Origin of the sequence: Paraburkholderia sp. XV (assembly GCF_020177535.1) — a bacterium.
GTDB lineage: Bacteria > Pseudomonadota > Gammaproteobacteria > Burkholderiales > Burkholderiaceae > Paraburkholderia > Paraburkholderia caribensis.
The window spans coordinates 1-5,853 of sequence record NZ_JAGUUD010000216.1 but is presented as its reverse complement, the minus strand read 5'-3'; the positions used below and the strand labels follow the sequence as shown (position 1 = coordinate 5,853).

Annotated in this window: 4 protein-coding genes; all 4 read right to left on the bottom strand. The window is 64.6% G+C overall.

Features of this window, described 5'->3' with window-relative positions; all coding sequences use genetic code 11:
• Positions 1-138 precede the first annotated feature (138 nt).
• The 4 genes from flhA to KFO72_RS41035 all read right to left on the bottom strand — a co-directional run bounded on the left by flhA (position 139) and on the right by KFO72_RS41035 (position 5,552).
• On the bottom strand, positions 139-2,235 hold the full coding sequence (gene flhA, locus KFO72_RS41050; RefSeq protein ID WP_054929264.1) for a flagellar biosynthesis protein FlhA: 2,097 nt from the start codon (positions 2,233-2,235) through the stop codon (positions 139-141).
• Complete coding sequence (gene flhB / locus KFO72_RS41045) at positions 2,232-3,440, bottom strand: flagellar biosynthesis protein FlhB (protein ID WP_225034495.1); 1,209 nt, start codon at positions 3,438-3,440, stop codon at positions 2,232-2,234. The genes flhA and flhB overlap by 4 nt, the downstream gene beginning before the upstream one ends.
• Before the next feature lie 242 nt (positions 3,441-3,682).
• Complete coding sequence (locus KFO72_RS41040; RefSeq protein ID WP_225034494.1) at positions 3,683-4,969, bottom strand: DUF3443 domain-containing protein; 1,287 nt, start codon at positions 4,967-4,969, stop codon at positions 3,683-3,685.
• Between the two features lie 16 nt (positions 4,970-4,985).
• Entirely contained in the window at positions 4,986-5,552 is a 567-nt protein-coding gene (locus tag KFO72_RS41035) for a DUF2844 domain-containing protein (RefSeq protein ID WP_225034493.1), read from the bottom strand.
• Between the last annotated feature and the right edge of the window lie 301 nt (positions 5,553-5,853).

Sequence of the window (5,853 nt, the reverse complement as noted above, 5' to 3'; positions counted from 1 at the left end):
CCCCGCACAGGGGCGACGCTTGAAGCGAGCTAACGTAACGCGGATGCCAGCGCAAGCAAAAGCAAAACGCGGATGCCAGCGCAAACGCCAGCAAACCACCCAGCGTCGCAGACAAACCAAAAACCAAAAACCAAACCCTTACGTCCCAACCACATTAACAACCCTAACATGCCGGGTATCCGGCACTTCCGCATAAGAAAGCACCTTCAACTGCGGCAAGCTACGCCGCAAAAACCTGGCCAACATCGCCCGCAGCGAATGCTGCACAAGCATAACCGGCGACAGCCCCATATTCTGCTGCCGCGTCATCGCCTTCTGCGTTTCCATCAACAGCGTATTCGCGAGGCCCGGCTCAAGACCCGGATTCGCCCCCGTCGCGAGCGCCTGCGTCAACAGCCGCTCCAGATGCGCATCAAGCCCCATCACCTGAATATCGCCATTGCCAGGGAACCACTGCTGCGTGATCGCGCGCCCAAGCGATAGCCGCACAGCCGCGGTGAGATCATGCGGATCGGTAATCTTGGACCCATGCTCCGACAGCGCTTCGAGAATCGTCCGCATATCCCGGATCGGCACACCCTCTTCAAGCAGGTTCTGCAGCACCTTCTGCAACGTGGCAACCGGCAACATCTTCGGCACCACATCGTCGACCAGCGGCGCGGCATCCTTCTGCATCCGCTCGATCAGCGCCTGCACTTCCTGGCGGCCGAGCAACTCCGCCGCGTGCGTGACGACGAGGTGATTCAGGTGCGTCGCGACGACCGTGCTCGAGTCCACCACCGTGTAGCCGTACACCTGCGCCTGTTCACGCAAATTCGTATCGATCCAGATCGCCGGCAGGCCAAACGCAGGATCGGTAGTCGGCGTGCCCGGCAACGCGGCCGTCACCTGCCCAGGATTGATCGCCAGCCATTGCCCCGGATAAGCCTCGCCGACGCCCACTTCCACGCCCTTCAGCGCAATCCGGTAACCGTTCGGCCGCAACTCCAGATTGTCGCGAATATGAATGACCGGCGGCAAAAAGCCGATTTCCTGCGCGAACTTCTTGCGGATATTCTTGATGCGCTTGAGCAACTCGCCATCCGAGTTCTTGTCGACAAGCGGAATCAGCCGATAACCCACTTCAAGCCCCAGCGCGTCGATCATCGTCACGTCGTCCCAGCTGGCTTCCGCGCCATCCGCCGGCGTGAGCGCCTGCGGCGCGACTTCGGCGAGGGCCGTCGAGGTCTTGCTCTGCGCCGCGCGCTTCTTCATCGTGCGGGCAAGCTGGATCGCGCCGCCACCCAGCAGCAGAAACGCGAAGTGCGGCATGCCAGGGATCAAACCCATCAGCACGAGAATCGCGCCCGTGATCATCAGCACGCGCGGGTTCGTGAAGAGCTGGCCCGTCAGCTGCGTGCCGATGTCTTCGTCGGTCGCCACGCGCGACACGATCACGCCCGCTGCCGTCGAAATCACCAGCGACGGAATCTGCGCGACCAGACCGTCACCGATGGTCAGCAGCGTGTAGGTCTTGCCCGCGTCGGCGAAGTCCATGCCGTGCTGCACGACCCCGACGATCAGCCCGCCGATGATGTTGATCACCATGATCAGCAGACCGGCAATCGCGTCGCCGCGCACGAACTTGCTCGCGCCGTCCATCGAGCCGTAGAACTCGGCTTCCTGCCCGACTTCCAGACGGCGTTTGCGGGCCTGGTCCTCGTTGATCATGCCGGCGTTCAGGTCGGCGTCGATCGACATCTGCTTGCCGGGCATCGCGTCCAGCGTGAAGCGCGCGGACACTTCCGCGATACGCCCCGCGCCCTTCGTGATCACCATGAAGTTGATCACCATCAGGATCACGAACACGACGATACCGACCGCGAAGTTCCCCCCCACGAGGAAGTGGCCGAACGCCTCGATCACCGCGCCTGCCGCGCCCGGGCCGGTGTGGCCTTCGAGCAGCACGATACGCGTCGATGCGACGTTCAGCGACAGCCGCAGCAGCGTCGAGAACAGCAGCACGCTCGGGAAGGCTGCGAAATCGAGCGGCTTCATGGTGTACATGCTGACGAGCAGCACCATGATCGACAGCGCGATATTGAATGTGAACAGCAGATCCAGCAGGAACGGCGGCAACGGCAGGATCATCATGCCGAGGATCATGCAGATCAGCAGCGGGCCCGCCAGCGCCCGCAAGTTCGTGCCGCTCAGCGCGTCCGGCCGTCGTGAAAGGAAACCCGCGCGCGCGTTCATGCTGATACTCCATTACTTTGATTGTCGCCGCCGAGCGCATCGGCAGCTTCCTGGTCGGCGTCGTCGTCCGGCACGCCGCCCTTGTCCAGTTCCGCCGGCACTTCCAGATCCTTCGGCGCGACAGGCGCGACGCCGCCGTCTTCCTTGAAGCGGCGCAGTTGATAGACCCACGCCAGCACCTCCGCCACAGCGCCGTACAGCGCGCCCGGAATCTCGCGATTCAGTTCGACGTTGTGATACAGCGCCCGTGCGAGCGGCGGCGCTTCGAGCAGCGGCACGTTGTTCTCGACAGCCAGTTCGCGGATGCGCGCGGCCACCAGGTTCACGCCCTTCGCCACCACCTTCGGCGCGCCCATTTCGCCGTCCGTGTATTGCAGCGCGACCGCGAAGTGCGTCGGGTTGGTCACGACGACATCCGCCTTCGGCACGTTCGCCATCATCCGGCGCCGCGCCATCGCACGCTGCTGCGTACGCAAGCGCGCCTTCACGTGCGGATCGCCTTCGCTTTCGCGGTGCTCGCGCTTCACTTCTTCCTTCGTCATGCGCAGCTTCTTGTGAAAGCTCCACAGTTGATACGGCACGTCGAGCGCGGCGATCACGAACATGCCCGCGACCGTCATCGCGCAGCACACGGCAACCAGATGCCCGGCATTCGACAGCGCGATGTGGAGCGGCTGCGTCGCCAGCGCGAGCATGTCGTCGCGCCGGTGCCAGATCGCCGTCGCGGCGATCACCCCGACCACCAGGATCTTCGCCATCGACATGCCGAGCTGGATCACGCCGTTGATCGAAAAGACGCGGCCAAGGCCCGTGACCGGGTTCAGCCGCTCGAAATTCGGCGCGAGCGATTTGGTCGACAGCAGCCAGCCGCCGAGCGCCATCGGCGCGAGCAGCGCCGCGAGGCCCGTCAGCACGAGCAGCGGCAGCAGCGCGAAGCCGCCCTCGCGCGCCGCCGTGCCGGCACTCGCCAGCGCGCGCTTCTGGTCGAAGACCGTGTCGTGGTTGAACGTGAAGGCGGTGCGCAGCATCGTCTGCACGTGCTCACCGATCATGTCGGACATGGCCCACGCGCCGAGAAACCCGGCCGCGACGAGCGCGAACGTCGCCAGCTCCCGCGAACGCGCAACCTGCCCCTCCTCCCGCGCCTTATCCAGGCGCCGGGGAGTGGCTGATTCGGTTTTTTCGAGGTCGCTATCCTCTGCCAATGCGCTCTCCAGCTAGTCGGGCACCATGCCCTTTTTCAGTGAGAGCGATTATTCCTGCAGACGTCGAGTGGCGATTGGCGGATAAGGGCGGGGAAACCGGGGTATTTCAACCGATGGACGGCGCAAGGGCGCGCCGCCGGCTTCCCGGGCGGGCATGGCGCGACGCGCGGCGGCCCGCCGGGGAGCGGTCCGCCGCGCCGGCATCGAAATTCGGCCGGAAACCCGGCCAGCAGGCAGCGGCGTCAGAACGCGACAAATGGCGCCGCGCCGCCCGTCGCGCGCTTGTCGACGCCGTAGTAGACATAACGCCCGAAGAAGAACGGCAAGCCGAGGTCGAACGCGCTCAGCGAGCCGATCTGCCCCCCGAGATCGTTGAACGCGTAGTTGTTCGCGTTGCTGAGCAGCGTCTGCGCGTTCGCGATGTTGATCGTCACGGCCCCCGTCGCGCCGTTTGCGCCGACCAGGTTCACGGTGCGCTGCTGCGTCGAGCCCGGGCAATAGAACGACGCCAGGTTGCCGCCGCACAGCGCCAGCGAGTTGTCCTGGAAGAAGTAGCCGTTCGAGCCCGAATCCATGAACGTGCGGATCGTCGAACCGTTGAACGTGCTGGCGACGAGGTCGCCGGACGCATCGGTCGTATAGGTCGTGGCGGCCGCGTTGCCGTTGTTCGACTGCGTGCCGATGCCAAATACGACCGTTCCCGTCGCCGTCGCCGCGCCGCTGGACGAAATCGGCGCCATCTGCACGATCACACCGTTGTTGTCGACGGGGAAGTTCGGGATCGGGTTGGCCACCTGTTTCGCCGTCTCGGCCAGCGTGCGCGTGCAGTTCGTGCCGTTCGGGCATGCGTAATAGTTGCTGAACTGTGCAACGTTGGCCTGCACCGAGCAGGCCACACCGCAATCGACGGGCGCAACGCCAAGGCCCAGGATGCCGTTTGCGCCGAGCGCGCTGGCCGTGTTCTCGTTCGCGCCGTTAACGCAGCCGCTTGCGGGAATGGTCGAATCGGCCATGTCGCCGATAACCTGGATCGGGATGTTGCTTGCCACTTCGCCGCTGATCTTGACGGTCGCGGTGCGCGTCGTGCCCCACGTGAAGCCGTCCGCGAAGTGCGTGCATTCGGCGAGCTGGCCGCCTGCCGTGGCCTGCTGGACGGGCAGCGAGTTCGCGAGCGAGCCGAGTGCCGAATTGATGACGCGCAAGCCGAACGAGCCGGTGTCGAGCAGCACGTTATCGACGGTCGTGCAGTTGGTTGTGGAGTTCGGCGCGCAGACCGTCACGGAAACGGTCGGAATATTGATGATGCCCGCGACACCCCGTCCCACGGAAACGGCCACCGTGTTTGCCGCATTCGCGGCGATCGGCTGCTGGTTGGGGCCGCTGTTGCTGTTGTTGTTCGACGAAGACGACGACGAATCGCCGCCTCCGCCGCCGCAGCCGGCGACGAATGCCGTCATCGCGACGACGGACACGGCGAGCACGGCCTTCACGACGCTGGCGCACGCTTCGAGCTTCAACGCAAATCGCATGATGGATCTCCCGTCGTCACTGGATGTCGGTGCCGCTCACGCCGGCGGGCAATGCCTGCGGCAGATAGGCCTGGCCGGAGAACGCGCCCATGTGGCCGCCCGAATGCACGACGAGTCCGCTGTCCTGCACGATGCCCGGGCCGTGGCCGCCGCCGCGCAGTTGACGCGCGCTGGTCACGCCTGCCACGTATTGCGGGAAATAGCTGCCGAGCAGCTCGGACAGATTGGGCATTTGCGGTCCGCTCCATGCGAGGCCGAACACGCTGCCCGCCGCCGAGATGTACTCGCGGATCACCGTGCCGTTGCCGAGCGTCGTTTGCCGGACGGTGTACGACGCCGATGCGCCGGTCGAGGAGGAAGGTGTTGCGGCCCCCGAACTGGCGGATGACGCGCTGCGCATCACTGCAATGCCATTCGACGATGGCGCGGCAATGGTGCGGGTGGTAGCGCTGGACCCTGCGGGCGGCGCCATTGGATCTCCGCCTAGCGCGGCGTTCGCGGATAGGGGAACGAGCAGGACGGGCAGCGAGCAGCAGAATCCCAGAGCTGAAGCAAACACAGCACGGCTGAAGCGGATCAACATGGTTGTGAGCCTCCCACCATCGACAGCGGACAATGCCCGCAATTCGCGGGCCCGGCTTGTTGATTCAGGGAGCAAGCGGAACGGCGCGTGCTGATGCGCGTTATGCGTAATGGGGCGTCGATCGCGTCGCGGGACTGTCTTCGCCTGTCTCCCTTATGGGTAGTATGACAGTGGTTTGTGTCTGTGACGGGTTTTTGGGTTTCTTGTCTGCGACGCTGTTTGGTTTGCTTTTGCTTTTGCTTTTGCTTTCGCTGGCATCCGCGATTCGTTATCTAGCTTCACGCGTCGCCCCTGTGCGGGG